Raw genomic sequence first — 26,897 nt, forward strand, 5'->3', positions numbered from 1 at the left:
AAGGCGCTGCACGCGCACCGAACGCACCTAACAAGCCATAACGAGGGGGAGGCGTGAGCTTCCGATCGCCCGGCGCACCACCTGCGCGCATGCCTCGTCGATCAAGGTTGCTCGCGCCAGTCGCGGCGACCGTGGTCGTCATCATCGCGGGGTTGATGTTCGCCGCGAACTTCTGGACCGACTACATGTGGTTCCAGTCCGTCGGCTTCACCTCGGTCTTCCTGACCGAACTCTGGACACGGGTGCTGCTGTTCGCCGTGGCCGCCCTGGTGATGGCCGTCATCGTCGGCGTCAGCATCTTCTTCGCCTACCGGGCACGTCCCGGCATCCGGCCGATGAGCCTCGAGCAGCAGGGACTGGACCGCTACCGGCAGTCCATCGACCCGCACCGCAAGCTCTTCTTCTGGATCGCGGTGGGCGCCCTGGCACTGCTGTCCGGAGCCGCCGCCAGCGGTGACTGGCGCTCCTACCTGCAGTTCGTCAACGGCGTCGACTTCGGGGTGGCCGACCCCGAGTTCGGTATGGACGTCGCGTTCTTCGCGTTCGTCTACCCGTTCCTGCGGATCCTGCTCGGCTACCTCTACGCAGCCGTCATCCTGGCGTTCATCGCCGCGGTCATCGTCCACTACCTCTACGGCGGTGTCCGCCTGCAGAACGACACCGGTCAGCGCGCCACCCCCGCGGCCCGGGTGCACCTGTCGGTGCTGCTCGGCCTGTTCGTGCTGCTGCGCGCCGGGTCGTACTGGCTGGACCGGTACGGGCTGGTGTTCTCCGAGCGCGGCTACACCTTCGGTGCCTCCTACACCGACGTGAACGCGGTCAAGACCGCCCTGACGATCCTCACCGTCATCTCGGTCATCTGCGCCGTGCTGTTCTTCGCGAACATCTACTTCAAGAACACGATGGTCCCGGTGGCCAGCCTCGGCCTGCTGGTGCTGTCCGCGGTGATCGTCGGCGTCGCCTACCCCGAGATCGTCCAGCGCTTCCAGGTCAACCCCAACGAGCAGCGCCTGGAGAGCGAGTACATCCAGCGCAACATCGACTACACGCGCGCGGCGTACGACATCGAGGACGCCGAGGTCGAGCCCTACGACGCCACCACCGAGCTGAGCGCCCAGGACCTGGTCCAGGAGGCGCAGGGCACCACGGTCCGCCTGGCCGACCCCGCCGTGGTCTCGCAGACCTTCCAGCAGATGCAGCAGGTCCGCGGCTTCTACCAGTTCCCCGAGGTGCTGGAGGTCGACCGCTACCCGGACAGCGACGGCAACCTGATCGACACGATCGTCGCCGTCCGCGAGCTGGACGGTCCCCCCTCGGACCAGGACAACTGGCTCAACCGGCACCTGATCTACACCCACGGCTACGGCTTCGTCGCCGCCGCGGGCACCCAGATCGACGCCGAGGGCCGCCCGGTCTTCACCGAGTACAACATCCCGCCGCGGGGCGAGCTCAGCGACGTGGTGGGCGAGTACCAGCCGCGTGTCTACTACGGCCGCGAGGGCGCCGACTACGTCATCGTCCAGGCCGAGGAGGAGTACGACTACCCCCTCGACAGCGAGGAGGACACCGCCGACGTCCCCACCCTGGAGGACGCGGTCGAGCCCGAGGTGAGCCCGAGCCCGGACGACGCCCAGGCGCCGGCCGACGCGGACGCCGAAGCCGACACCGAGACCACCGAGGAGGAGGCGCCCGCCGAGGGCGGGGCCACCGAGGAGGGCACCGGGTCCTCCGCCGGCTCGCAGGCGTACAACCGCTACGACGGCAGCGGCGGCGTGCAGCTGGACTCGTTCTTCGAGCGGATCCTGTACGCGATCAAGTACCAGGAACCCAACATCCTGCTCAACAGCGCGATCACCAACGACTCGCGCATCCTGTACGAGCGGGACCCGCTGGACCGGGTCGAGAAGGTCGCGCCGTTCCTCACCGTGGACAGCCGCCCCTACCCGGCGGTCGTCGACGGCAAGGTCGTGTGGATCGTGGACGCCTACACCACGTCCGACGGCTACCCGTACGCCAACCGGATCGACTTCACCCGGGCGGTCACCGACACCTTCACCGACGGGTCGCTCACACAGGTCAGCACGCTGCCCGGCAACCAGGTGAACTACATCCGCAACTCGGTCAAGGCCACCGTGGACGCCTACGACGGCACGGTGACGCTGTACGCCTGGGACGAGGAGGACCCGGTCCTCCAGACGTGGATGAGCGCCTTCCCCGGCAGCATCCAGGGCAAGGACGAGATGAGCGACGAGCTCATCGACCACCTGCGCTACCCGGACGACCTGTTCAAGGTGCAGCGCGAGATCATGCGCGAGTACCACGTGACCGACCCGGCGGCCTACTACGGCGGCCAGGACTTCTGGGCGGTGCCCAACGACCCGACCGGGGCCACCGACCGGCCCGAGTCGCCCTACCGCCAGACCATCCAGTTCCCGGGCGACGAGGAGGCCAGCTTCTCGCTGACCACCACCTACGTCCCCCGGGGCCGCGAGAACCTGGCGGCGTTCATGGCGGTCAACAGCGACCCGCGCTCGGACGACTACGGCCGGCTGAGGCTGCTGGAACTGCCGCGCAGCACCGTCATCTTCGGTCCGGGCCAGGTCCAGAACGCGTTCGACGCCGACGCCAACGTCCGCGAGGTGCTGCTCCCGCTGGAGCAGTCCAACGCCGAGGTGACCCGGGGCAACCTGCTCACCCTGCCGTTCGCGGGCGGCCTGCTCTACGTCGAGCCGCTGTACGTGCAGGCGGGCGGCGGCGGTGCCGCGTCCTTCCCGCTGCTGCAGCAGGTCATGGTCGGCTTCGGCGAGGAGGTCGCCATCGGTAGCAACCTCCCCGACGCGCTGAGCAACCTGTTCGACGGGGCGGAGGCCCCGCCGCCCGCCCAGGAGGGCGAGGAGGAGCCCCCGGAGGAGGAGGCACCCGACTCCGAGGCCGGTTCCGGCGGCGGCGACCAGGACCTGACCGACGCCCTCAACGAGGCGGTCGAGGCCTGGGAGGAGGCACAGGAGAACCAGGAGGAGGCGAACGACCGCCTCCGCGAGGCCCTGGAGGCCATCGAGGAGGAGCTCGCCGGAGGACAGGGCGGCAACTAGCCCACCGGCGGGCGGGGCGGCAGCGCCCCGCCCGCCGACAGGCTCCGCCACGGGGCGGGACCCGCACGGGTCCCGCCCCGTTCCCGTTCCCGTCGCCGGGCCCGGGGGCGCGGTCCGGGGCCGTCCCGTGGACCGCGCGGGAGGCGTCCAGGCGCCCCGTGCGGCCCCGTCCGGCACTCACCGGACCCGGGGGCCGCGTGGGCGGCCGGGCCGTGCTCTTCGAACCTCCGCGCTGTTCCGCTTCGACCCGCCCGCCGTCCGCCGCCCGCCGTCCGCCGGTCGCCCGCCACCGCCGCCAACGGACGGCCCGCGGCCGAGGACCCCTCCCCGAAGACGCCTCCTCCGGGCCTCCGCGACTCCGCGGGCGCCCCACCGGCCCCGCGGGGCGGACCGGTCATCCGGAGGACGGGCCCTGGTCCGGGCGCGGGGCGAGGGAGCCCCCGAACCTGGAGCGGTAGCGGCCGGGGGAGACCCCGAGGCGTTCGGTGAAGACGCGGCGCAGCGTCTCGTCGCTGCCGAAACCCGCCAGCCGGGCGGTCTCGGTCACTCCGCGCCCCCCGTCCAACAGGGCCTTGGCGGCGTCGATCCGCATCCGCTCCACGAACCTGGCCGGGGTGGTCCCGAGCTCGGCGGCGAACAGGCGGCCCAGCTGGCGTCGGCTCACCCCCGCCCGGGCGGCCAGGGCGGCCACCGAGTGGTCGCCCGCCGGGTCGGCGCCCACGGCCTCCACCACGGCCCGCAGATGCGGTGCGCGCACCGGCGGGGTGCGCAGCGGGGCGGAGAACTGCGACTGCCCGCCCGGCCGCTGCATGAACACCACGAGGTGACGGGCGACCTCCCGGGCCAGGTCGGGCCCGTGGTCGTGCTCCACCAGCGACAGCGCCAGGTCGATCCCCGCCGACACCCCGGCCGAGGTGTGCACGCCGCCGTCGGAGACGAAGATCGCGTCGGGCAGCACCCGCACGTCCGGATGGGCGCGCGCCAGCAGGTCCGCGTGGCGCCAGTGGGTGGTGGCCCGCCGTCCCCGCAGGATCCCGGCGTCGGCCAGGACGAACGCGCCGGTGCAGACGGCGACCGTGCGCCGGGCCCGGCCGTGCAGCAGCGCGGCCGCGGCCACGAGTCCCGGCGGCATCGGCCGGTCGACGAGGTCGTCACCGCCGGCCACGACCACCGTGTCGACCGGCTCCGGGACGTCCCCCGCGGCGGTGTGCACCGGCAGCGGCGCGCCGATGGACGTCGTCACAGGCGCGCCGTCGGGGGAGGCGTAGAGCGGTGTGTAGGCGGCGCCCCGCCGGGTCGCCGCGGCCAGGACCTCCGCGGGCCCGGACACGTCCAGCATGGTCACCCCGTCGAAGACCAGGAACACCACCCGCCGCTCCGCCATCGCACACCTCCGCTTTCAATGTCCCAAATCATGGGTTTCCTGGCAATCAGGACAAGGGCGGGGCCGCGGGGACCGGACGAGCATGGGCACCACGACACCGCCGCAGGAGGGAAGACCATGGCCGAGACCATCGCCGGGGTCGCCGTTCCGGATTCCGGACTGGCCACCGCCGTCACCGAGTTCATCCGCGACACCGAGGACGATCTGCTGTACCACCACTCACGACGGGTCTACCTCTTCGGCGTGCTCCAGGGGCGCCTGCGGGGGATCGAGGCGGATCCGGAACTGCTCTACACGGGGGCGATGTTCCACGACCTCGGCCTGACCGAGAGGTACCGCACGTCGCAGAAGCGCTTCGAGGTCGACGGGGCCGACGCCGCCCGGGACTTCCTGCTGGGCCAGGGGCTGTCCCCGGCCGAGGCCCGCACGGTCTGGCTGGGGGTGGCCCTGCACACCACCCCGAACATCCCGGAGTTCCTGGATCCCGAGATCGCGCTGGTCACCGCCGGGGTGGAGGCCGACGTGCTCGGCATCGGGTACGACCGCCTCCCGGCGGAGGCGGTCGCCGCGGTGGTCGCCGCCCACCCGCGACCGGACTTCAAGAACCGCATCCTCGCCGCGTTCGACGCGGGCAACGCGCACCGGCCGGACTCGACGTTCGGCAACGTCAACGCCGACGTCCTGGCGCACTTCGACCCGTCGTTCCGGCGCACCGACTTCGTGGAGGCCATCCGCGCCAACCCCTGGCCCGAGTGAGCCCCGGGGCGGGACCCGCACGGGTCCCGCCCCGCTCCCGTCGCCCCGCCCGGGGGCTCCCCCGGGCGGGGCGGGGAGCCCAGGTGCCCCCTGCGGCCCCGTCCGGCACCTATCGGGCCCCGGGCCGGTGCGGGTCCGGGGCGGCGGCGCCACCGGCTCCGCGGGCGCCGATTCGCGTTCCCGTCCCCGGCACGCTACTCTGAAGACACAACGACGCGGGGTGGAGCAGTTCGGTAGCTCGCTGGGCTCATAACCCAGAGGTCGCAGGTTCAAATCCTGTCCCCGCTACCAAGGCCCGGACCCGGGATGAATTTCCCGGGTCCGGATCTTTTCCCGGCCCATTCCTCGCGGAATCCCCGGGAGGGCGATGCTCTTCACGGACATCGCCGACCCGGGGCCGGTACCCGGGTGAACAGGGCCGATCTCACCGTTCTCCCCCGGGGAAAACGATTTGCGGCCCGGGGGGAAACCCTCTAAAGTAGAGATCAACGGCGCGGGGTGGAGCAGTTCGGTAGCTCGCTGGGCTCATAACCCAGAGGTCGCAGGTTCAAATCCTGTCCCCGCTACTGAAATCGGGCCCGGAAATCCATCGGATTTCCGGGCCCGAGTCTTTTCCCCACAGTTCCCGTTTCCGGGTCCTTCCGGCGTCCCGGGGGCCGGGCGCCGTCGGGCGAGGGGATCGCATCGACGGCACCCGGGGTCCGGTCAGCGGGTGCGGCCCTCCACGAGCTCGACCACCCGGTCGGCGCGCTCGGCGACCTTGGGGTCGTGGGTCACCACGACCACCGCCGAGTCGCGGATCCGCGCCTGCTCCAGCAGCTGGTCCATGATCATCCGGCTGCTGCCGGCGTCCAGGGCGCCGGTGGGCTCGTCGGCGAGGATCAGGGCGGGGTCGCGGCTGAGCGCCCGCGCCAGGGCCACACGCTGCTGCTCACCGCCGGAGAGCTGGTGCGGCCTGGAGTGGAGCCGGTGGCCCAGCCCCACAGCCTCCAGCAGCTCGCGGGCGCGGCTCCGGCGGCGCAGCGCGGGCATCCCCGCCAGCACCAGCGGTACGCCCACGTTGGCCATCGCGGACCGCCGCTCCAACAGGTGGAACTGCTGGAAGACGAACCCGATGCCCTCACCGCGCAGCCGCGAGCGCGGACCCTCGCCCAGCCGGCTGGTCCGCACCCCGTCGAACGTGTACTCGCCGCCGCTGGGCCTGTCCAGCAGGCCGAGCAGGCTCAGCAGGGTCGACTTGCCCGAGCCGGACTGGCCGATGATCGCGACGACCTCTCCCCGGTACACGTCGAACGTGCAGTCGTGCAGCACGTCGATCCGGGCCCCCGACACCGTGAAGTGCCGGGTCAGCCCCTCGACCCGCAGCAGCGGGGCCTGCGGCGGGGGCGGCTGCGGGGCCAGCGGGGACGGAGCCGTGGCCACCTACATCCCCTCCTCGACGTAGAACTCGTCCTCGGGCATCTCCCCGTCCTGGGCCCCGGGGACGTCGAAGCGCGGGTCGAGCGGGATCGGGTCCATGACCTGCTCGCCGACCTCCACACCCGAGACGACCTCGATGAACGAGCCGTCGGAGATGCCCAGCTCCACCGTGCGGACCTCCTCGGTGCCGTCCTCGGCCACGACGATGACCTCGCCCTCGCCGGTGGTGCCGCGCACCGACGTCACGGGCACGACCACGACGTTCTCGGCCCTGCCGGTGCTGATCGACAGCTTGCCCTGCACACCCTCGAACACCTGGACGTCGGAGGGGACGCGGCAGGCCAGCTCGCCGCCGGCACCGCCACCGCCTCCGCCGTCCTCCATCGGGAAGCCGAACTCGTCGGTCGAGGGCTGCTCCTCGCCGCCGCCGCTCTGGGCCGCGCCCAGGGTGAGGAAGTCGCAGGGCGTGGGCGGAGGGCCGTTCTTGATCTCCAGGAGGATGTCCTTGGGCTCCTCGTAGAACCGGTACAGGTCGTTGGCGGGGATGGTGGCGACCGCCCGGTACACGTCCGGGGCGACGCTCGCCACCACGGCCCCGGGCTCCACGATGTCGCCCACCTGCACGTCGGCCAGACCGCTGACCTTGCCGTCGACCGGCGCGTACAGGCTGACCTCGCGGGTCACCGGGGCCGCGGGCTCCCCGCCCTCGCCGCCGGCGCCCGGCGCGGGCTCCTCGGTGATCTTCACGTTGAGGATGGGGGCGCCCTGCTCCACCTCGGCCCCGTCGGTCACCCACAGGTGGACGACCTGGCCTCCCTGCTGGGCCTTGACGCTCCGGCCGGGCTCGGCCTGGACGGTGGCGTCCAGCACCATGACCGAGTCGATGGTGCCCAGTTCCACGGGGTAGGGGACGCCCCCCACGTCGAGGGCCCCGTCGGTGAAGTCCTCCTCGCCGGGAGGGCCGCCCAACCGGTTCAGCAGGAAGTACCCGCCGCCGCCGACCGCGACCACGAGCAGCAGGGCCGCCGCACCGATGATGATCCACTTCTTCACGTGTGTCTCCTATTCCCGGAGTCCGGCGACGACGGACGAGCGCAGCGCGCGCAGGGCGGGGATGACCCCGGCGAGCAGGCCGACACCGGCGGCGCTGCCCAGGCCGACCAGGACGGCCGTCGGGGGGATGGTGAGGGCGATGTCGGGCGGCAGGTCGATGAACGAGGCGGCGATCGCGCCGCCCGCGGCGACCAGTGCCCAGCAGCCGACCAGGGCGATGACGCCGGCGACCAGCGACACCACGACCGACTCCATCACCACGGCCACGAACAGGGTGAGCCGGGTGGCGCCCAGGGCCCGGTAGGTGGCCAGCTCGCGGCGGCGCTCGCGCACGGTGACCAGGCCCACGTTGAGCACCCCGAGCAGGCCGGTGGTGAGGGTGATGGCGGCGATGCCGATGAGGCCGATCGACAGGTAGAAGATCATCTGGTTGACCTCCTCGGCGTAGTCCGACCGGTAGGCCATGAGGGAGTCCTGGGGGAGGTCCGCACCCCAGCGCTCGGAGGCGAGCATCAGCCGGTCGCTGAACTCGGTCCCCCAGGGGTCGGCCGCCGCGGGGTCGTCGGGGTCGATCCGGACCAGGTACTCGAAGTCCTTCAGGGGCACGGGTGCGGCGACGCCGTCATCGGAGACCTCCACGGCCTCCCCGAACACCAGCTCCTCGGTGGCGGGCGCGCGCAGCAGGTAGGCGCTGTACCAGCCGAAGTCCAGGGCCGAGCCCCGCGAGACACCGATGACGCGCACGTCCATCCAGTGGTCGCTGCCGATCTGGACGGAGGTGATGTCCCCGAGGTCGGCGGCCAGGCTCTCGTTGACCACCATGACCGGGGCCAGGGAGTCGGAGTCGGCCTCCGTGAACCAGCGGCCCTGGGCCATGTTGATCCGGCGGATGTCGCTCAGTTCGGCGTCCACGGCCCGGAACTCCACGTCGGAGACGACCTGGTCGCCGGAGCGGAGGGTGAGGCCGCCGAGCGAGTGGTAGAGGGAGACGTCCTGCCCGCCGGCCCGGACCAGGTCCTCCTCGAAGGCGGCCGTGTCGGTGATCTCGCCGCCCCAGACGCTGACGCTGAGGGTCGCCGCGCGCCCCGCGTTGGCCTCGCTGTAGGCGGTGGCGAAGCGCTGCCCGAAGTCGCCCGCGGTGACCACGGCGATCAGCGAGCCGACGCCGACGACGATACCGGCGCAGGACAGGATCGTCCTGGCGATGTTGGCGCGGGAACCGGCGAAGGCGAGCAGTATCCCGGCCACGAGGGAACGCAGCATACGGTCCCTTCCCAGTGAATGTGTGTGGGGTGGCGCCGCGTCGCGGGCGGCGCCGTGCAGGCCCGCGGGGGCGGGACCTCACCCCAGATCATCGCGGATCGGACAGGTTTCGGTTCATGATCATCGGGGGATTTTTGTTTTTTTCGCGGCCGGTTCCGGACAGGCCCGGGAGCACCGGCCCCGAGCGGGGTCAGACTTCGAACCCGTCGCAGGTCAGAGGGGTTCCGGTGGTGGCCTCGGACCAGAGGGCGGTGTACACGCCCGGAGCGAGCTCGGAACCCTCGTCCCCGGGATAACGGACATGGGTCCACTCCCCGGGGGTGGTGTCCGTTTCCAGGACATCGACGGTGTCGTCGGGCGCGCGGACCGTGAGGGTCACCGCCGTGGGGTCGGCGCCCTCGGGCGGCAGCAGGCCCAGTTCGACGGGCCCCCGCCCGGCGGCGGCGCGCGGAGCCTCGGTGCGCCAGGCGCCCCCGCCGGGGGCCCCGGCGGTGTCCACCGCGGGCGCGCACATCAGGAGGGCGGGGTCGAAGACCGTGTCGGGCGGGGCGGTGGGCCCGGCACCGGGGCCGCCGGTGCGCGCGGAGTCGGCGATCATCGCGTCGAGCTCGTCGGGCGTGTGCCCGTGGCCGCCGCCGCAGGCGGTGGCGGAGAGCAGCAGCGCGGCGGCGCCCAGGCGGGCGGCGGTCCGGGAGAACGTAGGAGTGAGGGTCGGCACGGACGCCACGCTACTACTCTCCGTGTTCATCTCGATGCATATCGCTGTGCGGTCGGGGCCGCGACACGGAGGGCCCCGGCCCGGTCAGACCGGGCGCAGCGGCGTCGGTCCCCCGTTCAACCAGGTCAGCGCCCGGTCGTGCAGGATGCCGTTGGTGCACACCAGCGGCCCGCCGTCGGCGAACCCGTCACCGCGCAGGCTGGTGGCCCGGCCGCCCGCCTCCTCCAGGATGATCGGCAGCGGCGCGGCGTCCCACAGCGACAGCTCCGGCTCGGCCGCGATGTCCACCACGCCCTCGGCCACCATCACGTGCGACCAGAAGTCCCCGTAGGCACGGGTCCGCCACACCGAACGCGTCAGGCTCAGGAACGACTCCAGCCGCCCCTGCTCCTCCCAGCCGGTCAGGGACGAGAAGCTCAGCGAGGCGTCGGACAGCTCCGACACCTTGGACACGTGGCAGCGCGAGGCCTTGGACAGGCTCCGGCCCTGCCAGGCGCCCCCGCCGAGGGAGGCCCACCAGCGCCGGAACAGCGCCGGGGCCGACACCACGCCGACCACCGGCCGGTCGCCCTCCAGCAGGGCGATGAGCGTCGCCCACACGGGGACGCCGCGCACGTAGTTCTTGGTGCCGTCGATGGGGTCGATCACCCACACGCGGTTGCTGTTGCCGCTCTTCCCGTACTCCTCGCCCACCACGGCGTCCCGGGGGCGGGCGCGCGACAGGACGCCGCGGAGCGTCTCCTCGACCAGCCGGTCGGCCTCGGTCACCGGGGTCAGGTCGGGTTTGGTGTCGACCACCAGGTCCAACGCGCGGAAACGCTTCAGCGCGATGTCGTCGGCAGCGTCGGCGAGCACGTGGGCCAGCCGCAGATCATCGTCAAAGGACGCCATGGGCGGTAACGCTACCGTCCCGGGTACCGACATGGCCAAAGGGCCCCGCGCGCGTGACCGGAGCGTTAGCCGTGGGCGGCCGCCGACCGCCGAAGCGGGGGGTGGGAGTCCTCCCGTCCGGATGCCACCATGGGGGGATGGATACCAGACAGGGCGGGCCGGTCCGCGAGCGGCTGATGGACGCCGCCTACGCCGAGGTCGTCTCCGGCGGGTGGGGCGACCGGCGGATGGCCGACATCGCCGCCGCCGCCCGGGTGTCCCGCCAGACGCTGTACAACGTGTTCGGCAGCAAGGAGGGGCTGCTCCAGGCCGTCGTGGTCCGCGAGGTCAACGCGCTGCTGGACGAGGTGATGCGGGTCCTGGCCGCCGAGCACGGCGATCCGGCCCACACCGTGAGCCGGACCGCGCGCCTCATCCTGGACACCGCACGCGGCAACCCGCTGCTGCACGCGGTGGTCACCGGGGACCGCGAGCTGCTGCCGGTGCTGACCACCCGCTCCGAGCCGCTGCTGGAGGTGCTCGGCGAGCGCATCGCCGCCTCCCTGCGCGAGCACCGGGCCGACCTCGACGCGGGTCTGGCCGAGGCCGTCGCCGACGTCGGTGTGCGGCTGACCGTGTCGTACGCCCTCCAGCCCATCGACCCCGCCGAGGCGGCCCACCGGATCGAGACGGTGACCCACGGGATGCTGCTGGTCGGCGACCGGGAGGAGTGTTGAACGGCGAGGGCGCCGCCCCGGAGCGGATCACGGCCATCCCGGTGCGCCGGCCGGAGAGGCTGGCCGTGCTCGACCGGGTGGCCCGCGCGTTCGAGCCCGGTGTCCGCTACACCGAGGCCCAGGTCAACGACATCATCGGCGGGTTCAGCGCCGACGTCCCGGCACTGCGCCGCGGCCTGGTGGACGAGGGCTTCCTGGAACACGACCGCGCCCACTACTGGCGCTGCGGCGGCACCGTCGACCTGTGACCGGCCTCAGGCCGGGTCCTTCAGAAGGCGGTCGACCAGCGCCGCGCCGTCGTGGTCCCCGCCCCCCTCGGCGACGTGGCGCTCCATGAGGGAGGCGTAGGGCTGCAGCATCCCGGTGCTCAACCCCTGTTCCCGTGCGGTGCGCAGCAGGGTTTCGAGGCCCCGGGACTGCATGGCCAGGTTGGAGACCACCCCGGTCGTGAGGTCACCGCTCTCCAGGCGCTCGGCGAACCCGCCGGAGGCGTCGGACAGCATCGCCCCCACCCAGCCCTCCAGGAGCCCGGCGACCTCCGCGACCGGGACGCCGGACCCCCGGGTCAGCGCGAAGGCGTGGGTGAGCCCGGCGAACATGCCGTTCATGGCGCTGAGCAGGGCCACGTCCAGCAGGGCGGCCAGCCCCGGGTCCTCGCCGGAGAACCGGGCGGCGGTGGGCACCGCCAGCGCCTTCCCGTGCTCGGCGAACGCCTCCTCCGAACCGCTGTAGAACGTGAACGCGCCCGACTCCGGGACGCCCACCATCGGCGGGAACGCCATGATCCCGCCGCTGACGAACCGGGCTCCTCGTTCGGTGGCCCACCTCCCGCGGCCGCGAGCCTCGTCGGGGGTGCCGGTGGTGATGTCCACCAGGTCCTTGCCGGTCAGGTCCGCCCCCTCCAGCGCGGAGCCGACGGAGGCGTCGTCGAGCAGGCAGGTGACGACGAGCCGGCCGGAGGCGACGGCCCCGGCGGCGGTGGCGGCGACGTCGGCGCCACCGGCGGCCAGGGGCTCGGCGCGGGCCGCGGTGCGGTTCCAGACGGTGACGGGGTGCCCGGCGGCGAGCCAGGCGCGGGCGAACGCGGTGCCCATCGAGCCCAGCCCGAGAAGGACGATACGGGCCTCGCCCGCGGTGTTCTCTGTCATGTGGAATAGGCTCGCGGAAGGCCGGAAGGCCGACAAGTACGCACTTCGAGGTGGGTGCTCACCTGAAGGTGAGCATGCAGGCAGGGGGGAACATGAGGTCTCTTCGCCGCCCGGCGTCCTATCACTGCGGGACCGCCGCGGCGATGGACGTCATCGACGGGAAGTGGAAGATCGTCATCCTGTGGGCACTGGGTGAGCGTCCGCACCGGTTCGGAGAACTGCGCCGCACCCTGGACGGGGTCTCGGAGAAGGTCCTCGCCTCGCACCTGCGCGAGATGGAGGAGGACGGGCTCGTTCACCGCGAGGACTTCGACGAGGTCCCGCCCCGGGTCGAGTACTCGCTGACCCCGCTCGGCGTCTCCCTCAACCAGGCCCTGGAACCGCTGGCCATGTGGGGGGAACGGCACATCATCGACCGGCTCCCCACCGCCTAGGATCCGTTCCCGGACGCCGGTCCGCTCCGTCCGGAGCGGACCGGACCGCGGGTTCGGGGGGACGTGCTCCAGGGCCCGTTCCCCGGACGCCGGTCCTGCTCCGCAGGGCCGAAGGTCCCCGCCCTCCGAGGACACCGGACCGGGTGGGGCCGCGGCCGCCAGGACGTCCGTCGGGGCGGTCGCGGTCGGCGGGCGGGCCGGAGCGGAGGTCCGAAAGCACGGCCTAGGGTTCGCGCTCCTCGTCGGGGTCGCCCTCGCGGCCGGCCAGCAGGCGGCGCAGGGACGCCACCCGGGCCGGGTCCGCCTCGCCGCGCGCCAGGGCTGCGCCGATGGCGCAGTCCTCGGCGTCCTCCTGGTGGGTGCAGCCCGCGGGGCAGTCCGGGGCGAGGTCGGCCAGGTCCGGGAAGCCCCCGACGATGTCCTCCGGGGCGATGTGCGCCAGGCCGAAGCTGCGCACCCCCGGGGTGTCGATGAGCCAGCCGCCCTCGAACGGCAGCGCCACCGCGGAGGTCGACGTGTGCCGCCCCCGGCCGGTGACCGCGTTGACGTGGCCCACCGCCCGGTCGGTGCCCGGGATGAGCCGGTTGAACAGGGTGGACTTGCCCACGCCGGAGGACCCCACCAGCACGGTGGTGCGCTCCGCCAGCCGCTCCTCCAACCCGGTGAGGCCGCCCTCCGGGCTGAGCACCTCGAAGGGCACGCCCAGCGGCGCGTACATCCGGAGCAGTTCGTCGGGGTCGGCCAGGTCGGCCTTGGTCAGGCACAGCAGCGGGGACAGCCCCGCGTCGTAGGCGGCCACCAGGCAGCGGTCCACGAACCGCGGCTGCGGGGCCGGGTCGGCCAGGGAGCACACGATCGCGAGCTGGTCGGCGTTGGCCACGATGACGCGTTCCACCGGGTCGGTGTCGTCGGCGGTGCGCCGCAGCACCGAGGTCCGCTCCCTGACGCGCACGATGCGCGCCAGGGTGTCGGGCCGCCCCGACAGGTCGCCGACCACGTCCACCCGGTCGCCCACCACGATCGAGCCGCGGCCCAGTTCGCGGGCCTTCATCGCCACGATCCGGCTGCCCTCCACCAGGCACCGGTAGCGGCCCCGGTCCACCGCGGTGACCAGGCCCTCCACCGCGTTCTCGTGCTTGGGGCGGGTGCGGGTTCGGGGCCGCGAACCGCCCCGGGCGCGCACCCGGATGTCGTCCTCGTCGAGGTGTCGGCCCCCGCCCCGGGTGCGGCTCATGCCAGGGCCTCCGCCCACAGGCCGGGGAAGTCCGGCAGGGTCTTGCGCGTGGTGGCGATGTTCTCCACCTCCACCCCGGGCACCGCGAGCCCGATGACGGCACCGGAGGTGGCCATCCGGTGGTCGTCGTAGGAGTGGAAGACGCCGCCGTGCAGCGGCCGGGGCTCGATGACCAGGCCGTCGGGCAGCTCCCGGACGGCGCCGCCCAGGCGGTTGATCTCGGCGGCCAGCGCGGCGATGCGGTCGGTCTCGTGGCGGCGCAGGTGCGCGACGCCGGTGAGGCGGGACGGGGTCGAGGCCAGGGCGGCCACCGCGGCGATGGTGGGGGTCAGCTCGCCCACCTCCCGCAGGTCGGCCTCCAGCCCCAGGATCCTCCCGGTGCCGCGCAGGGTCAGCGCCCCGTCGTCCCGGGACACCTCCCCGCCCATCCGGGTGAACAGCGACCGCAGGTGGTCGCCCGGCTGGGTGGTGCGCTCGGGCCAGCCCTCGACGGTGACCTCTCCGCCGGTGACCAGGGCGGCCGCCAGGAAGGGGGCGGCGTTGGACAGGTCGGGCTCCACGGTGATCTCGGTGACCTTGACCGGGCCCGGCTCCACCGTCCAGACGTCCTCGCCGACCTCCACCGACACCCCGGCGGCGCGCAGCATCTCCACGGTCATGTCCAGGTGCGGCCGGGAGGGCACCGGGGCGCCCTCGTGGCGCACCCGCACACCCTGCTCGAACCGGGCGCCGGCCAGCAGCAGGGCCGACACGAACTGGGAGGAGCCCGAGGCGTCCAGGACGACGTCGCCGCCGCGCACCCGGCCGGTCCCGCGCACGGTCATCGGCAGGGCGCCGTCGGAGTCGTCGATGTCGGCGCCCAGGGCGCGCAGTGCCGCCAGCAGTTCGCCCACCGGCCGCTCCCGCGCCCGCGGGTCACCGTCGAAGTCCACGTCCCCGGCGGCCAGCGCGGCCACCGGCGGAACGAAACGCATCACCGTCCCCGCGTTGCCCACGTCCACGGAGGCGGGGCCGCGCAGCGGGCCCGGAGTGACGTACAGGTCCTCGCCGCGCTCCTCGACCACCGTGCCCAGGGCGCGCAGTGCGTCCACCATCAGCTCGCTGTCCCGGCTGACCAGGGGACGGCGCACCAGGCACGGAGTCTGCGACAGGGCGGCCAGGATCAGCGCGCGGTTGGTGACCGACTTGGAGCCGGGCAGGGCGAGTCGGGCGCGGACGGGACTCTCCGCGACGGGGGCGGGCCAATGCGGTGCGGTGGGCTCAGGCATGCCCCAAGGTTATCGGGCGCCCTCCCGGGACGCTTATCCTTGGTCACGCCATGGTGTATCTGGATCACGCAGCCACGACCGAGGTCCGCCCCGAGGTGATCGACGAGGTCGCGGCCGGGCTCGGTTCCCTCGGCAACCCCTCCTCCCTGCACGGCCACGGCCGTGCCGCCCGCCGCACCGTCGAGGAGGCGCGCGAGCGCGTCGCCGACGCACTGGGGGCCACCCCGCACGAGGTGGTCTTCACCGCGGGCGGCACCGAGTCGAACAACATCGCCGTCAAGGGCCTGTACTGGTCGCGCCGCTCCCAGGACCCCCGCCGCCGCCGGATCATCACCAGCGCGGTCGAGCACCACGCCGCCCTGGACCCCGCCCACTGGGCGGCCGAGCACCAGGGCGCGGTCCACGAGTCGCTGCCGGTGGACCACCGGGGACGGGTGGACCCGCGGACCCTGCGCGAGGCGATCGAGCGCGACCCGGGCTCCGTGGCCGTGGTGTCGGTGATGTGGGCCAACAACGAGGTCGGCACCGTGCAGCCGGTGGCAGCCCTGGCGGCCGTCGCCGCCGAGTACGGGATCCCCTTCCACACCGACGCGGTGCAGGCCGTGGGCGTGGAGCCGGTGGACTTCGCGGCCTCCGGGGTGAGCGCGCTGACGGTCAGCGGGCACAAACTCGGCGGCCCGGTGGGCACCGGGGCGCTGCTGCTGGCGCGAGGGCTGACCCCGGTCCCGGTGCTGCACGGGGGCGGCCAGGAGCGCGACATCCGCTCGGGCACCCTGGCCACGCCGCTGGTGCGCGGGCTGGCCGTGGCGGTGGACCTCGCGGTCGCCGAACGCGAGAAGCACACCGCCCACCTGGCCGCGCTGCGCGACTCCCTGGAGGAGCGGGTCCGCGGGGTGGTCCCCGACGCGGTGGTCAACGGCGACCGGGACCGGCGGCTGCCGGGCATCGCGCACCTGTCGTTCCCGGGCTGCGAGGGCGACGCCCTGCTCATGCTGCTGGACGCCAAGGGCATCTCCTGCTCCACCGGCTCCGCCTGTTCGGCGGGGGTCGCACAGCCGAGCCACGTGCTGCTGGCGATGGGGGCCGACCCCGACACCGCCTCCAGCAGTCTGCGCCTGTCCCTGGGCCGGACCTCCACCGGGGCCGACGTGGACGCCCTGGTCGAGGCCATCGGCCCGGCGGTGGAGCGTTCGCGGACGGCCCTGGCCAAGCGCCGAGCCGCCCGCGCCGGGCGATGACGGACGGCAGGGGGCCCGCCCTCCGGGGGTGGCGGCGGGCTAGGCCGTGTTTTTTCGAACCTCCGCTCCGCTTCGGTCCACGTTCGGCGCCCCCGGAAGGCGGGAGCCCTCGGCCCTACGGGAACGTCCTCGTTCCTCGGACATTCCCTCCGGGCCTGCCGAACCCCGCCGGCGCCTCACACACCCCCGCGGAACAGGACGGCACTCAAAAAACAGACCCTAGTCGGCCCGGTGGATGGTGACGGACTCGATCACCACGTCCTCGACGGGCCGGTCCCGGCCGTCGGTCGGGATCTGGGAGATCTCCACGGCCACCTCCAGCGAGGCCTCGTCGGCGACGTGCCCGAAGATCGTGTGCTTGTCCTGCAGGTGCGGGGTCGGCGCCACGGTGATGAAGAACTGCGAGCCGTTGGTACCCGGCCCGGAGTTGGCCATGGCCAGCACGCCCGGCTCGTCGAAGGTCTCCCCGGTGCCGACCTCGTCCTGGAACCGGTACCCCGGCCCGCCGGTGCCCGCGCCCTCGGGGTCGCCGCCCTGGATCATGAAGTCGGGGATGACCCGGTGGAAGACCGTGCCGTCGTAGAACTCCGCCTCGCCGGTCACCGGGTTGGCCACCCCCGCGCCCTCGGCCAGGCCGACGAAGTTGGCGACGGTGACCGGCGCGACCTCGGGCAGCAGGTCCACGGTGATGTCGCCGTGGCCGGTGTGCAGGGTCGCGCCCTCCACGTCGCTGACGTCCACGTCCGGGACCTCGGACCCGGCCTGGGGATCGGCCTGGGGGTCGGCCTGGGGGTCGGCCGGCTCGTCGTTGCCGCAGGCGGCGGTCACGGTGATGAGGGCTCCGGCGAGCAGGGCGGCGGGCAGGGCGGTCAGGCGCATGTGATCACTCTTCGCGGAAGGGACGGCGGGCGCCACTCAGGGTATCGACCCCGCGGGCCCGGGCCGCCACCCGGGAGCCGTCAGTCCCGCGTCTCCTCCGGCCCCTCCTCCCGGCGTTCGGCCTGCTCGCGGGCGCGGCGCCGCTGCTCCTCGGCGCGCTCGCGGCAGCGCCGCAGGAACTCCTCGTCGTCCTCCGGCGTCGCTCCCCGGGCCCGGTTGGGATGGTCGTATTCGGGGAAGGGGGAGGACGGGCGCACGGGCCCGGGGACGGCGGCCCGGTGCGGGCGGCCCAGGGCGAACCACAGCAGGGCGCCCAGCTTGGGCAGCAGCAGCACGACCACCGCCCAGGCGGGCTTGGGCAGCAGGCGTACCGCGTCGGCGTCCGAACCGATGACGTCGAACAGCGCGTACACCCACACGGCCAGCGCCACGACGAAGAACAGCAGGTAGAGGTAGGTCACGGGATCTTCCTGTCGGTTCGGGGGAACACCCGGAGGCCGGGTGGCATTGTCAGACCTTGTACTGACTTATCACGGATCGCCGCACTCGATCGGTCGCTTGACCGGGCACCCCGCTCCGGGAGAGGGTCGAAAATACGGGGCCGCCCGGCGTCGATCCAGGTCCGGCCCCACGGGCGACGGAGGAGGATGATGGGCGTGAACACGGTGTTGCCCTCGGCGGTATGGCTCCCCTTCGGCGCGCGTATCCTGCGCGCCCGCTCGGCCAAGGGGCTCTCACGCGCCGAACTCGCCGCCACCGTCGGGGTGAGCGTCGACAAGCTCGGCGAGGTGGAGAGCGCCCGCTGCCGTCCCGCGCGCTCCCTGGTGGAGCGGGTGGACAACGCACTGGGCACGGAGCACCAGCTGGTGGACGCCTGGGCGGTCGCGCTCCAGGCGGAGGCGTTCCCCAACGAGTTCGGGGACCTCCGCGAACTCACCGTGCACGCCCCCCAGGTGTGGGAGACGCAGCCGGTGGTCATCCCGCCGTTCCTGCGCACCCGGGAGTACTCCTGGGCGGTGCTGCGCCCGAGCTACTTCGACCTGTCCGACAGCGAGGTCGAGATCATGGTCGAGGAGGAGATGTCCCTGCGGGCCGCCATGACCGGCCCCGAGGGGCCGGGACTGCGCGTGGTCCTCAACGAGACCGTGCTGCGGCGGCCCCAGGGCGGGGCCCGCGTCCTCAACGCCCAGCGCGACTTCCTCGCCGACCTGGTGTCGGCCGGGATCGTCCGGCTGGGGATGATCCCGGAGAACTCGCCCCGCCACCCCGAGCTGGGCGGGCCCTTCCGGCTCATGGAGTACGGCGACCGGGCGCCCATCGTGTACGCGTTCGCCGCCCAGGGCGGGGAGCTGATCACCGACGCCGAGCAGGTCCTGCGGTGCTCCATGATCCGCGACGCCATCGAGGAGGTCACCGTGGAGCTCACCCCGGACTCGGAGCTCCTCGGCGCCCGCCGGCCCGAGGGCTGAGCGCGGGTCCGACCCGCGGCGGGGAGCCGGGGGAAGCGCTTCCCGCAAAGGCCTTGGGCCGGTGTCCCATGATGGGCTAGGTTGCCCGCCATGGATATCGCGATCACATCCGGATACGTCGTGCCCGTCGACGGGGACCCCGTCGACGGCGGCACCGTGCTCATCAGCGACGGCAGGATCACCGCCGTCGGCCCCGACTCCGAGGTGGCCGTCCCCGAGGGCGCCACCGTCGTCGACGCCTCCGGCAAGTGGGTGCTCCCCGGCTTCGTCGAGGCCCACGGCCACATCGGCATCGACGAGGAGGGCATCGGCTGGGCCGGTGACGACACCAACGAGATGACCGACCCCAACGGGGCGCGGATGCGCGCCCTGGACGCCATCAACCCCGCCGACCGCGGCTTCGTCGACGCCCTGTCCGGAGGCGTCACCACCTCGGTCGTCAAGCCCGGCTCGGGCAACCCCATCGGCGGGCAGACGGTGGCGGTCAAGTCCTGGGGCCGCAGCATGGAGGACCGGCTCGTCAAGCACCCCGCCAGCGTCAAGAGCGCGCTCGGCGAGAACCCCAAGCGGGTCTACGGCAACAAGGACAAGCTGCCCTCCACCCGCCAGGGCGTCGCCGCGGTCATCCGCGACGCCTTCACCAAGGCGCAGGACTACAAGGCCAAGAAGGAGCACGCCGGGACCGAGGGCAAGCCCTTCGACCGGGACAACACCCTGGAGGTGCTGGTCCGGGTCCTGGACGGCGAGCTGCCCTGGTGCCAGCACACCCACCGGGCCGACGACATCCACACCGCCATCCGGCTCTCGGACGAGTTCGGCTACCGGCTCATCGTCAACCACTGCACCGAGGGCCACCTGCTGGCCGACGAGCTGGCCGCCCGGAACATCCCCGTCATCACCGGTCCGCTGATGACCAGCCGCTCCAAGGTCGAGGTCAACAACAAGACCCTGGCCAACCCGGGCATCCTGGACCGCGCCGGGGTGAAGGTGGCCCTCACCACCGACCACCCGGTCGTGCCGATCGAGTTCCTGGTCCTCCAGGCCGCCCTGTGCGTCAAGGAGGGCATGGACCCGGAGTCGGCGATCCGCGCCCTGACCGTCAACCCGGCCGAGATCATGGGCCTGGACGACCGCGTCGGCTCCCTGCGGCCGGGGCTGGACGGCGACGTCGTGGTGTGGTCGGGCGACCCGCTGGACCTGCGCAGCCGCGCCGAGCGCGTCTTCATCGAGGGCCGCGAGGTGTACACCTACGACTACGGGGCCCGTCGCGGCACGGCGGTGGACGCCTACTACCGCGAGGCGTGAGGCGGGGCGGTCCGGGGCCGGCCCCGGACCGCCTTACCCCGACCGCCCGGGATATGAGGCGTCCGTGGCCCGGGATATACGGTGACATGCCGATGCGCGGGCAGGGTCCTCAGCGGGAGTCTGAGGTCATCCGGGACGACGGTTCCCGGGACGACTTCCGGGAGGACGCCATGACGTACCACGACCCCGCCGCCGAGGCCGCCGAGCGCTACCGGTTCGAACGGGAGCGGGAGGCCGCCCGCGAGCGCGAGCTGCGGCGGATCCGCGAGGAGCGCGGGGCCGAGCCCCCGCGGCGGCGCCGACGGGCCCGCGGCCGGGGCGGGCCCACGGGGGACTACGGCCTGGCCGTGTAGGCACCCCGGGTCGGGCCGGGGACGGAACGGGGCGGGGCGCCGCGCGGGGTGCGGCGCCCCGCCCCGGACGTTCTCGGAGGGGCCGCCCGGCCCCCGGGTCACAGGAAGTCGGCCAGCACCGACAGGCCGAGAACCAGCAGCGCCGGGCCCAGGACGAGCGGGACCCCCGGGCCGAACAGCACGTCGAGCGGTGTCGGGGCGCCGCTCACGAAGAGCGTCGGGTCGGACTCCGCGTAGCGCACCCGTACCCGCTCCCCGACCTCCGGGCCGGGGGAGGAGCGCTCCAGGGGGTCGCGGGTGTGCACCCGCCGCCCGTCGGCGGTCGTGAACCGCACCGTGCGGACGTACACGGTGCGGGAGGGCCTGGAGGAGCCGGACCGGCGCTGTTCCGTCCACGTGTCGGTGACGGTGCCCTCGGCCTCCGGCGGTCGGCCGAGGTAGAGCCGCGGCAGCAGGGGCGCCGGACCGGCCAGGAGGCCGAGCGTCATGCGCAGGCCCACGATCACCATGAACCCCGGTACCACCACGAACACCGGGCCGATCGGGGAGACCGGACCGTCCGCGGCGAACACGGCGATGGCCGCGGTGGCCGCCACGACGAGTGCGGTCAGAACACCCCCGGCGATCCGGAGCGGGCCGACGCGGGAGCCGCCGCGGACCTCGAAGAACCCGTCGCCCCCGGACCGGGCGACGCGCCGTATCCGCAGCCGGGAGGGGTCGCCGGGCGCGTACACGCCCTCCACCGGGGTGCCGGGTTCGGGGTCGTACCCGCCCAGACCGGAGTCGTCGACGGCCTCCCAGGTACGGCGGCCGTCCGGGGACTCCGCCCGCACCGTGACGGGCGGCCCCGCCGCGCCCCGGCCCGGGGAGCCCCGGCGCGGGCGCCCCGAGGCCAGGACGGTCCCGTGCACGGGTTCGCCCCCGCGCCGGAGGGGGTCGCGCAGCGGGGCTCCGGAGACCGGGCGGAGCCACGCGGCCAGGCCCGCCAGGACGGCGAGCGCGAGGAGGGCGGGAAGGAGAAAGGAGAGGTGGGGGACGTCCATCCCCCCTTTCTACCCGGAGTGCGCCGTCCACCCGGAGCGCGCGGTCCGCACGCCGGTGCCGGAGGGGCCGCCGGCGTGCGGTCCGCGGAACCGGTCGCGGTGCTCAGCCGTCCAGGGAGATCCGGCGCAGTGCCGCGCCACCGGACAGGGCCGCGTCGCCGGCGGTCGCGTACACCGTGGCCCGCTCCGCCTCCAGCCGCTTCCACAGGCCCTCCGGACCGGATGCGGCGTTCGGCGGCGTCAGGATGACCGGTGCGCCCGCCGCCACCGGCCCCAGCAGCGGCCCGGCACCCCGGCCCAGGAGGGTCGCCGGCGCGTCGGACTCCAGGACCAGCGCCACCCGGTCGGCACCGGTCAGCCCCCGGTGCTCAGCCCACCGCCGCGCGTCCGCGGCCAGCTCCCCGCCCGAACGCTCCGCGTCCGTGCGCAGCGCCGGTGCCGACGGGTCCACCGGGAACGGTGAGAAGCGGTCGCCGTACCCGCGCACCTCCACCGAGTAGTCCAGCACCATCGGCGGGACCTCCCGCAGCGGCAGCCCCAGCGGGTGCAGCGAGGTGCCCACGACCTCCTCCGCGCCGCTGTCCAGGGCCGCCTCCAGGCGGTCCGCGTCGGCCACCGCCACCTGGGCGTCCGCGGGCAGTTCGGCACCGTCGGCGATCTCGGCGACCGCGCCCACCGACCAGCAGGCGGTCAGCCACACGAAGGTCTGCCAGTGCACCGGCAGGGCCAGCACCACACGGTCGCCCGGCTGCGTCCCGAACCCGTCCACGAGCATGTTCGCGGTCTTGGACACCCAGTTGTCGAAGGTGGCCCGGGACAGCTCCACCCGGCCGCCGGAGGAGTCGTAGGAGGTCGTGAACGGGCGGGACGGGTCGGCGGCGACCAGGTCGCGCCACAGCTGCGCGGGAGTTTCGGACATGGCCCTCACTCTAGAACCCGCCGGGCCCCGCGGTGCCCACGGGTCAGGAGGGGCCGGCACCGGGATGCGGCGGGTCCGTAACGAACCGCCGACCGGTGTGCACGCAAGTGGCGGGAAATGACACAGTGGCCTCATGCGCTTGCTTCCCGGACGATTTCTCGCCCGTGTCACCGCGCTCCCCGCGATCGCCGTCTCGGCCTGGCTCCTGGTTGCCTTCCCCCTTCTGGCACTCGGCCTGTTCACCCCCTGGATCGCCCTGGTCCTGGGGGTCCCCGCCGTGATCGCGGCCGGTGCACTGGTGCCGCGGCTCATCCCGGACCCGGAGGAGGACGTGCCCTGGTGGCCCGTCGTCCTGGTCCTGGTGGTCACCGCCGCCTTCGCGATCGTGCAGATCGCCTACCACGCCGAGGCCCTGGTGATCCGCCGCGACCCCGCCTCGTACGCCATGTACACGGTGTGGATCGCCGAGAACGGCCACCTGCCGATCCCCCAGCAGCGCGAACTCATCGCCGGGGACGACCCCTCGCTGAGCTACCAGAGCCTGGCGCACTACGAGCGCGGGAACGTCATCTGGCCGCAGTTCATGGCGGGCGCACCCCTGGTCACCGCCATCGGGTACTGGCTGGGCGGCCTCGACGGCATGCTCGTCACCACCCCCGTCCTGGGCGCCCTGGGCGTCCTCGCCTTCGCCGGGCTCACCGCCCGCCTGGTCGGCGCCCGCTGGGCCCCGCTCGGCGCCCTGGTCCTGGCCCTGTGCCTGCCCCAGCAGTGGGTCAGCCGGTTCACCTACAGCGAGCCGCTCACCCAGATCCTCCTCATCGGCGGCCTGGTCCTGGCCTACGACTCCCTCGTCAGGCGCACCCGCGTCACCGACCGGTGGGCGCGGGCCCACACCCTGGCCGCCGTCGCGGGGCTGGTGCTCGGCCTGGCCCTGGTCGTACGCATCGACGCCATCCGCGACCTGCTGCCCGTCATCGGGTTCATCGCCCTGCTCCTGCTCGCCCGCCGCGGCCAGGCCCTGCCCCTGCTCGGTGGACTGGCGCTCGGCACCGGCCTGGGCCTGTACGCCGGATACGGGCTCTCCCTGCCCTACCTGGAGTACCTGTCCGACTCCCTCGACCCGCTGCTGATGATCAGCGGCGGGGTGATCCTCGCGGCGGCGGTCGGCACCGCCGCCCTGTGGCGGTACGGCCTGCCGCGCACCGACCGGGTGCGGTGGCTGCCCGGGGCCGTCGCCGCCCTGGCCCTGCTCACGATGGTCGGCTTCGCCGTCCGGCCGCTGCTGTGGCCCGACTACGGCCACGGCAGCGACTTCACCGACGGCTGGGTCGCCTACGTCCAGTCCCAGGAGGGGCTGCCGGTCGAGGGCAGCCGCACCTACTACGACATGAGCCTGTACTGGGTGGGCTGGTACGTGGGCCTGGGCACCGTCCTGTTCGCCTCCCTGGGCGTGGCCCTGGTCCTGCGCCGCCTCACCGCGTGGCGCGACCCCCAGTGGCTGCTGCCCGCCATGCTGCTGGTGTGGTCGGTGGCCACCACCCTGCTGCGCCCCGCCATCACCCCCGACCACCCCTGGGCCAGCCGCCGCCTCATCGTCCTGGTCATCCCCGCGTTCGTGCTGTTCGCGGTCTGGTTCCTGGCCTGGCTGACCCGCTACTGCGCCATCGCCGTCCAGGCGGAGAGGCACGGCTCGGCCGCCCGCCTGCTGCCGGTGGTGGTCGCCGCGGGGGCGGCCGTCGCGATGGTCGGCCCCACCGCCATCACCTCCTTCGCCGGGATCATGGGGTACCGGCAGGACGTGGGGACGGTGGCGGCCACCGAGGAACTGTGCGCCGCGTTACCGGACGACGCCTCGGTGGTCGTGGTCGACTCCGGCATGGCGGGCAACTACATGCCGCTGCTGCGCAACGTCTGCGGGGTGCCCACCGCCGCGCTCGACGACGCCACCCCCGAGAACGTCCACCGCGTCATCGGCGGCATCCTGGAGCGCGGCCGCACACCCGTGCTCGCCTCCGAGGACTGGGGGCAACTGACCGGCCTCGTCCCCGAGGTGGAGCCGGAGCGGCCCTTCCACGTGGTGGCCCAGATGGATCCGAGTACTCTCATGGAACCGCCCACCGGCCACTGGAGCTTCGTCGGGAGCGTGTGGATCACGGTCGTCCCCCGTCCCTGAACCCCGCCCCGCCGTGCCCGCCGCAGGCCCCCGCAACCGTTGAGAAGAACGCATGAACCAGACACACGACGACGCCCGATCCCCGTCCGAGCCCGGAGCCGGCGACCCGCCGGTGCGGGTCACCATCGTCCTGCCCTGCTACAACGAAGAGGACCACGTCGTCGACGAGGTCAAGCGGATCTGCTCGGCCATGGACGCCTCCGAGTACGGGTACGAGCTGCTCGCCGTCGACGACGCCTCCACGGACGCCACCCTGGAGCGGCTGCGCGAGGTCGCGCCCCTGTTCCCGAGCATGCGGATCATCGCGTTCGGGCACAACGGCGGCTCCGGCACGGTCCGCCGCATCGGCAGCCAGCGCGCCCGCGGCGAGTACGTGGTGTGGACCGACGCGGACATGAGCTACCCCAACGAGCGCATCCCCGAGCTGGTCGCCATGCTCGACGAGGACCCCGGGATCGACCAGGTGGTGGGCGCCCGCGACCAGGAGATGGGCAGCCACAAGGCGCTGCGGGTGCCGGCCAAGTGGATCATCCGCAAGATCGCCGAGAAGCTCACCAACACGCGCATCCCCGACCTCAACTCCGGACTGCGGGTGTTCCGCCGCGACGTCGCCCGCCCCTACCTGCGGCTGCTGCCGCCCGGGTTCTCCTGCGTCACCACCATCACCCTGGCGTTCCTGTCCAACCAGCACCCGGTGCGGTACGTGCCCATCGAGTACGCCAAGCGCGCCGGGAAGTCGAAGTTCCACTTCGTCACCGACGCGTACCGGTACATCCTCCAGGTGCTGCGCATGGTCATGTACTTCAACCCGCTCAAGGTGCTGATGCCGCCCGCGCTCACCCTGCTGGGGCTGGGCGCCGCCAAGTTCGTGTTCGACCAGGTGCGCAACCCGCTGTACATGCCCAACAACACCGTCATGATCCTCATGACGGGGCTGATCATCGCGGCGATCGCCCTGCTGGCGGACCTCATCGTGCGCTCCCGGGACGGGGCGTGAGCGCCGCCCGGGTCGCCCTGGTCGGCCCGGTCCACCCCTACAAGGGCGGCGGAGCCCGGCACACCACCGAGCTGGCGCACCGGCTGCGGGCGGCCGGGCACCCCACCGCGGTCGAGTCGTGGCGGGCCCAGTACCCGGCCGCGCTCTACCCGGGGACGCAGACCGTCGACGAACCCGAGGGGGAGCCCTACCCGGACACCCGCCGCGAGCTGGCCTGGTACCGGCCCGACGGGTGGTGGCGGGCCGGGCGGCGGCTGGCCCGGGGGGCCGACCTGGTGGTCCTCACCCTGTTCTCTCCCGTGCAGGTGCCCGCCTACCTGGGCATCCTGGCCGGGATCCGGTCGGTGCGCGGCGACCGCACCCGGGTGGTGGCGCTGTGCCACAACGTGCTGCCGCACGAGCGGCGGGCCGTGGACGTGTCGCTGGTCCGGAGCCTGCTGCGGCGGGTGGACGGGGTGCTGGCCCACTCCGCCGACCAGTCCCGCCTGGCCCGGGGACTGCGCGGCCCCGGGGCCGACTCCCCGGTCACGGCCGTGCTGCCCCCGCACCTGCCCGACACCGGCCCGGCCGTCCCCCCGGCGCCGGGGGAGCGGCGCCACCTGCTGTTCCTGGGCATCGTCCGCCCCTACAAGGGGGTGGACGTCCTGCTGCGCGCGCTGGCCGCGGGGGCGCCCGACGACGTCGCGCTCACCGTCGCCGGGGAGTTCTGGGGAGGCACCGGCGAACTCGCCGCGCTCGCCGACGAGCTGGGGCTCGGCGCCCGGGTACGGCTGCGCGACGGCTACGTGCCCGCCGAGGAGCTGCCGGGCCTCTACGCGGCCGCCGACGCGGTGGTGCTGCCCTACCGGACCGCCACCGCGAGCCAGAACGTGTGGCTGGCCCACCGGCACGGCCTGCCGGTGGTCGCCACCCGCGCCGGGGCCCTGGCGGACCACGTCCGGGAGGGTGTGGACGGGCTGCTGTGCGCCCCGGGCGACGTCGCCGACCTGGCCCGGGCACTCGGGGAGTTCTACACCCCGGGTACCCCCGAGCGCCTGCGCGCCGGGGTGCGCCCGGTCGACCCCGCCCCCTTCTGGGCCGACTACATCACCCGCCTCCTCTCCGCCTGACCTCCGGGACCCGCGCCGTCCACCGCGGATCCCGGC

At 73.5% G+C, this 26,897-nt stretch carries 25 protein-coding genes and 2 tRNA genes; 14 read left to right on the forward strand and 13 right to left on the reverse strand.

Annotated features, from left to right (window positions below):
- The first annotated feature begins 131 nt into the window (after positions 1–131).
- A complete protein-coding gene (locus ACSUPR_RS21275) occupies positions 132–3,092 on the forward strand; it encodes a UPF0182 family membrane protein (protein ID WP_436892090.1) in 2,961 nt (986 codons plus the stop codon).
- 394 nt (positions 3,093–3,486) lie between these two features.
- Here ACSUPR_RS21275 and ACSUPR_RS21280 read toward each other — a convergent pair whose 3' ends face one another.
- A complete protein-coding gene (locus ACSUPR_RS21280) occupies positions 3,487–4,476 on the reverse strand; it encodes a GlxA family transcriptional regulator (RefSeq protein ID WP_436886463.1) in 990 nt (329 codons plus the stop codon).
- 117 nt (positions 4,477–4,593) lie between these two features.
- Here ACSUPR_RS21280 and ACSUPR_RS21285 point away from each other — a divergent pair, with 117 nt between their 5' ends.
- The 3 genes from ACSUPR_RS21285 to ACSUPR_RS21295 all read left to right on the forward strand — a co-directional run bounded on the left by ACSUPR_RS21285 (position 4,594) and on the right by ACSUPR_RS21295 (position 5,798).
- A complete protein-coding gene (locus tag ACSUPR_RS21285) occupies positions 4,594–5,232 on the forward strand; it encodes an HD domain-containing protein (protein WP_436886464.1) in 639 nt (212 codons plus the stop codon).
- Positions 5,233–5,446: 214 nt separating this feature from the next.
- Positions 5,447–5,523, forward strand: a tRNA-Met gene (locus tag ACSUPR_RS21290).
- Positions 5,524–5,724: 201 nt separating this feature from the next.
- A tRNA-Met gene (locus ACSUPR_RS21295) sits at positions 5,725–5,798 on the forward strand.
- A gap of 139 nt (positions 5,799–5,937) precedes the next feature.
- Here ACSUPR_RS21295 and ACSUPR_RS21300 read toward each other — a convergent pair.
- From ACSUPR_RS21300 to hisN, 5 genes are all read right to left on the reverse strand, one after another.
- Positions 5,938–6,654 carry an ABC transporter ATP-binding protein gene (locus ACSUPR_RS21300; protein ID WP_436886465.1) on the reverse strand — a complete coding sequence of 239 codons (717 nt, stop codon included), beginning with the start codon at positions 6,652–6,654 and terminating at the stop codon, positions 5,938–5,940.
- Complete coding sequence (locus ACSUPR_RS21305; RefSeq protein WP_436886466.1) at positions 6,655–7,704, reverse strand: HlyD family efflux transporter periplasmic adaptor subunit; 1,050 nt, start codon at positions 7,702–7,704, stop codon at positions 6,655–6,657.
- Between the two features lie 9 nt (positions 7,705–7,713).
- Complete coding sequence (locus ACSUPR_RS21310; RefSeq protein WP_436886467.1) at positions 7,714–8,967, reverse strand: ABC transporter permease; 1,254 nt, start codon at positions 8,965–8,967, stop codon at positions 7,714–7,716.
- Positions 8,968–9,157: 190 nt separating this feature from the next.
- On the reverse strand, positions 9,158–9,685 hold the full coding sequence (locus ACSUPR_RS21315; RefSeq protein ID WP_436886468.1) for a hypothetical protein: 528 nt from the start codon (positions 9,683–9,685) through the stop codon (positions 9,158–9,160).
- A gap of 84 nt (positions 9,686–9,769) precedes the next feature.
- Positions 9,770–10,576 carry a histidinol-phosphatase gene (gene hisN / locus ACSUPR_RS21320; RefSeq protein WP_436886469.1) on the reverse strand — a complete coding sequence of 269 codons (807 nt, stop codon included), beginning with the start codon at positions 10,574–10,576 and terminating at the stop codon, positions 9,770–9,772.
- 137 nt (positions 10,577–10,713) lie between these two features.
- Between hisN and ACSUPR_RS21325 the strand changes: the two genes are divergently transcribed.
- Together ACSUPR_RS21325 and ACSUPR_RS21330 are read left to right on the forward strand one after the other, a co-directional pair.
- The gene (locus ACSUPR_RS21325) at positions 10,714–11,292 is read left to right on the forward strand and encodes a TetR family transcriptional regulator (protein ID WP_436886470.1); all 579 of its coding nucleotides are present in this window, start codon (positions 10,714–10,716) and stop codon (positions 11,290–11,292) included.
- Positions 11,289–11,540: a DUF2087 domain-containing protein gene (locus tag ACSUPR_RS21330; protein WP_436886471.1), complete on the forward strand. Its 252-nt coding sequence runs from the start codon at positions 11,289–11,291 to the stop codon at positions 11,538–11,540. Before ACSUPR_RS21325 ends, ACSUPR_RS21330 begins: the two co-directional genes overlap by 4 nt.
- Positions 11,541–11,546: 6 nt before the next feature.
- Here ACSUPR_RS21330 and ACSUPR_RS21335 read toward each other — a convergent pair whose 3' ends face one another.
- On the reverse strand, positions 11,547–12,440 hold the full coding sequence (locus ACSUPR_RS21335; protein ID WP_436886472.1) for an NAD(P)-dependent oxidoreductase: 894 nt from the start codon (positions 12,438–12,440) through the stop codon (positions 11,547–11,549).
- Between the two features lie 92 nt (positions 12,441–12,532).
- On the opposite strand from ACSUPR_RS21335, the gene ACSUPR_RS21340 reads away from it, so the two are divergent.
- Entirely contained in the window at positions 12,533–12,874 is a 342-nt protein-coding gene (locus tag ACSUPR_RS21340; protein WP_436886473.1) for a winged helix-turn-helix transcriptional regulator, read from the forward strand.
- 223 nt (positions 12,875–13,097) lie between these two features.
- On the opposite strand, the gene rsgA is transcribed toward ACSUPR_RS21340, so the two are convergent.
- Together rsgA and aroA are read right to left on the reverse strand one after the other, a co-directional pair.
- Positions 13,098–14,108 (reverse strand): ribosome small subunit-dependent GTPase A, encoded by a 1,011-nt coding sequence (rsgA, locus tag ACSUPR_RS21345; protein WP_436886474.1) that lies wholly within the window; start codon positions 14,106–14,108, stop codon positions 13,098–13,100.
- Positions 14,105–15,376 (reverse strand): 3-phosphoshikimate 1-carboxyvinyltransferase, encoded by a 1,272-nt coding sequence (aroA, locus tag ACSUPR_RS21350; protein WP_436886475.1) that lies wholly within the window; start codon positions 15,374–15,376, stop codon positions 14,105–14,107. Before aroA ends, rsgA begins: the two co-directional genes overlap by 4 nt.
- 50 nt (positions 15,377–15,426) lie before the next feature.
- Between aroA and ACSUPR_RS21355 the strand changes: the two genes are divergently transcribed.
- The gene (locus ACSUPR_RS21355; RefSeq protein ID WP_436886476.1) at positions 15,427–16,614 is read left to right on the forward strand and encodes a cysteine desulfurase family protein; all 1,188 of its coding nucleotides are present in this window, start codon (positions 15,427–15,429) and stop codon (positions 16,612–16,614) included.
- Between the two features lie 219 nt (positions 16,615–16,833).
- On the opposite strand, the gene ACSUPR_RS21360 is transcribed toward ACSUPR_RS21355, so the two are convergent.
- Both ACSUPR_RS21360 and ACSUPR_RS21365 read right to left on the reverse strand, forming a co-directional pair.
- Complete coding sequence (locus ACSUPR_RS21360) at positions 16,834–17,493, reverse strand: peptidylprolyl isomerase (RefSeq protein ID WP_436886477.1); 660 nt, start codon at positions 17,491–17,493, stop codon at positions 16,834–16,836.
- A gap of 80 nt (positions 17,494–17,573) precedes the next feature.
- A complete protein-coding gene (locus ACSUPR_RS21365; RefSeq protein WP_436886478.1) occupies positions 17,574–17,954 on the reverse strand; it encodes a PLDc N-terminal domain-containing protein in 381 nt (126 codons plus the stop codon).
- Positions 17,955–18,143: 189 nt separating this feature from the next.
- Between ACSUPR_RS21365 and ACSUPR_RS21370 the strand changes: the two genes are divergently transcribed.
- The 3 genes from ACSUPR_RS21370 to ACSUPR_RS21380 all read left to right on the forward strand — a co-directional run bounded on the left by ACSUPR_RS21370 (position 18,144) and on the right by ACSUPR_RS21380 (position 20,620).
- Complete coding sequence (locus tag ACSUPR_RS21370; RefSeq protein WP_436886479.1) at positions 18,144–18,962, forward strand: Scr1 family TA system antitoxin-like transcriptional regulator; 819 nt, start codon at positions 18,144–18,146, stop codon at positions 18,960–18,962.
- Between the two features lie 90 nt (positions 18,963–19,052).
- Positions 19,053–20,267 carry an amidohydrolase gene (locus ACSUPR_RS21375; protein WP_436886480.1) on the forward strand — a complete coding sequence of 405 codons (1,215 nt, stop codon included), beginning with the start codon at positions 19,053–19,055 and terminating at the stop codon, positions 20,265–20,267.
- A gap of 170 nt (positions 20,268–20,437) precedes the next feature.
- Positions 20,438–20,620, forward strand: a complete 183-nt coding sequence (locus ACSUPR_RS21380; RefSeq protein ID WP_436886481.1) for a hypothetical protein — start codon at positions 20,438–20,440, stop codon at positions 20,618–20,620.
- A gap of 98 nt (positions 20,621–20,718) precedes the next feature.
- Here the strand turns inward: ACSUPR_RS21380 and ACSUPR_RS21385 are convergent, their stop codons facing one another.
- Both ACSUPR_RS21385 and ACSUPR_RS21390 read right to left on the reverse strand, forming a co-directional pair.
- Positions 20,719–21,663 (reverse strand): DUF3592 domain-containing protein, encoded by a 945-nt coding sequence (locus tag ACSUPR_RS21385; RefSeq protein WP_436886482.1) that lies wholly within the window; start codon positions 21,661–21,663, stop codon positions 20,719–20,721.
- Positions 21,664–21,766: 103 nt separating this feature from the next.
- Positions 21,767–22,582: a TIGR03089 family protein gene (locus ACSUPR_RS21390; protein ID WP_436886484.1), complete on the reverse strand. Its 816-nt coding sequence runs from the start codon at positions 22,580–22,582 to the stop codon at positions 21,767–21,769.
- Positions 22,583–22,715: 133 nt separating this feature from the next.
- Between ACSUPR_RS21390 and ACSUPR_RS21395 the strand changes: the two genes are divergently transcribed.
- The 3 genes from ACSUPR_RS21395 to ACSUPR_RS21405 are packed head-to-tail and all read left to right on the forward strand — an operon-like array spanning position 22,716 to position 26,861.
- Positions 22,716–24,755: a hypothetical protein gene (locus ACSUPR_RS21395; RefSeq protein ID WP_436886485.1), complete on the forward strand. Its 2,040-nt coding sequence runs from the start codon at positions 22,716–22,718 to the stop codon at positions 24,753–24,755.
- Positions 24,756–24,807: 52 nt separating this feature from the next.
- Positions 24,808–25,752 (forward strand): glycosyltransferase family 2 protein, encoded by a 945-nt coding sequence (locus tag ACSUPR_RS21400; RefSeq protein WP_436886486.1) that lies wholly within the window; start codon positions 24,808–24,810, stop codon positions 25,750–25,752.
- Positions 25,749–26,861 (forward strand): glycosyltransferase family 4 protein, encoded by a 1,113-nt coding sequence (locus ACSUPR_RS21405; protein WP_436886487.1) that lies wholly within the window; start codon positions 25,749–25,751, stop codon positions 26,859–26,861. Before ACSUPR_RS21400 ends, ACSUPR_RS21405 begins: the two co-directional genes overlap by 4 nt.
- Positions 26,862–26,897 lie beyond the last annotated feature (36 nt).

Origin of the sequence: Nocardiopsis dassonvillei, from assembly GCF_964273065.1 — a bacterium.
Classification (GTDB): Bacteria; Actinomycetota; Actinomycetes; order Streptosporangiales; family Streptosporangiaceae; genus Nocardiopsis; species Nocardiopsis dassonvillei_B.